Raw genomic sequence first — 1,956 nt, 5'->3', positions numbered from 1 at the left:
CGTGTTGTAGAACGACAGCGCCTGGTCCATCGCGTGCCGATCGGTGAAACCCTGCTTTACGGCCCGCTCGTAGGCTTCCATCAGCAGACCTGCCGCCGCCGCCACGTTGGTGCACGGCTCGAAAACTTCTTCCGGCGTGAGCTTCAAACCTTTCAGATTGCCCGACCAAATCTGGCCCAGGCCCATGTCGATGCTCTTGCCTTGCGCGATCAGTTCGCGTGCTTTCTGCGCCGCTTCCTGCTGCGATTTCAGTCGAAAGACCTGTCGCTCTTTGCCCTTCTCGTTCACGCCGATGATGAAGGGAGTGAAACCGGATTCGTGTCCGAGGATCTTCCACATCGTGTTCGGATGCACGTCCGGAGCGCAGGTTCCGATCAGTTCCAGAATATTCGCGGGAATGGAGGTGGTTGAATCCTGTAGTTTGGCCGTAGCCGGTTGAGCCAGGGCAGCCAGCACCAGCAGTGACACAGACACTTTCCCGATAAATCTCCTGTTCATACTTAGGCCCGACGAGGTTATGGAGTGCGGATACTTTACCACCTTTCGTTGTGTCGGATTTTCACGTCCTGACACTTCACGAATTGGGGTCTTGTTGTACGCTGAATAGCGGTTGAGCTTCCTCGGGAGCAATTAGGGCGGATGGGCTTAGTACATCCGTACTGCTTGAAATGCCGGGTGGGCGAAGCCTTCGGCCCGGGCTGTCGTGAACCGAGCCCCTGCAGGTCTCGGCCCTTCGGGCTTCCATCCTTCGCGCCCTGACGGTCGCCTTTCGCCTTCGCGCCTAGCGGCGCTGCGCGCTCCGCTTGCTCGACGGCACGCGCTGTCGCGCGCCTTCCCCGGTGCATGTCCAGTTCCTGCGGCTGAGGTTGAACAAAGCCTGCCCCGCTGAGGCCTAACCCCTTTCGCCTGCCCAGGACGCTAGCCCGGCCCGGTCGCCAGGCAAGGGTTCGCTACGCCGCCATCCTCACCCGGTCACGGCCTGCGGCCGCGCTGCGGCTTCCGGTGTCGCCATTGCCAGTCGCCCTAATAGGACCGGTCTGAGCATGGGCATTACGGCGAAAGAAGGCACTCAGCGAAGCATGTTCAACCACTCAACCAGCACGAAGGAAACCGACATGACAGCACCGGTAAATCACCAGCAACAGCAAGAGCCGGCTCAGAAAGCATCTTGCAAAGCATGTGTTCTTTTCGAGCTGGGGGCGGTGACCGCAACCCCTGCTGCCATTGAAGTGCTGGCGAGTGGCGAGGTGGATTTCGTCACCCTGATCCGCCGTCATGTGCGTGGCGATTTCGGGAATGTCTGCCCCGACGACGCCGAGGCCAACCGCGAGGCCATCGAGAACGGGAGCCGCATCCTGTCGAGCTACCCGGTCGGAAATCAGGACGTGTGGGTCATCACCGAAGCTGACCGCAGCGTCACCACCGTTCAGCTGTCGTCCGATTACTGACGGCGGCACCCCCCGCAACACGCAACACCTAACTCAACCGCAAAGGAGATTACCCATGTCCACCACCACCCTGCCGCTGTCCCAGCTGGTCGTTTCCCCGAAGAACGTGCGCCCGAAGCCGGGCGATGTGACCGCGCTTGCCGCGTCCATCGCGGCCCAGGGCTTGCTGCAAAATCTCGTTGTCAGCCCGACTGAGAACGGCACCTATCAGGTGGACGCGGGTGGCCGTCGCTTCGCTGCGCTCACGCTGCTGGCCGAGCAGGGCAAGCTGGCGGCTGACTTCCCGGTTCCGGTCATCGTCATTTCCGCCGAGGACGCCACCGCCGCGAGCCTCGCCGAGAATGTGCAGCGCGAGAACATGAACCCGGTGGACGAACTCAATGCGTTCAAGCAGCTGGTGGATGAAGGTTTCACCATCGACCGCGTAGCCGACACTTTCGGCGTCACCCCGCTTGTGGTGCAGCGCCGGTTGAAGCTGGTGGCCGCAGCCCCGGAACTGCTGGAACTC

General features: G+C 61.6%; 3 protein-coding genes. 2 read left to right on the top strand and 1 reads right to left on the bottom strand.

Annotated features, from left to right (window positions below; translation table 11 throughout):
* The coding region (locus tag EOD15_RS33600) for a lytic transglycosylase domain-containing protein (RefSeq protein WP_185929151.1) at positions 1 to 468 on the bottom strand (468 nt) is incomplete at its 3' end.
* A gap of 575 nt (positions 469 to 1,043) precedes the next feature.
* Between EOD15_RS33600 and EOD15_RS36375 the strand changes: the two genes are divergently transcribed.
* Positions 1,044 to 1,448, top strand: coding sequence for a hypothetical protein (locus EOD15_RS36375; RefSeq protein WP_206618708.1), 405 nt, complete (start codon positions 1,044 to 1,046; stop codon positions 1,446 to 1,448).
* Between the two features lie 55 nt (positions 1,449 to 1,503).
* A partial coding sequence (locus EOD15_RS33590; protein WP_127409259.1) for a ParB/Srx family N-terminal domain-containing protein occupies positions 1,504 to 1,956 on the top strand: 453 nt, incomplete at its 3' end.

Source organism: Mesorhizobium sp. M7A.T.Ca.US.000.02.2.1, from assembly GCF_003996995.1.
Taxonomy (GTDB): Bacteria; Pseudomonadota; Alphaproteobacteria; order Rhizobiales; family Rhizobiaceae; genus Mesorhizobium.
This window is presented reverse-complemented; position numbering and strand designations above follow the sequence as displayed.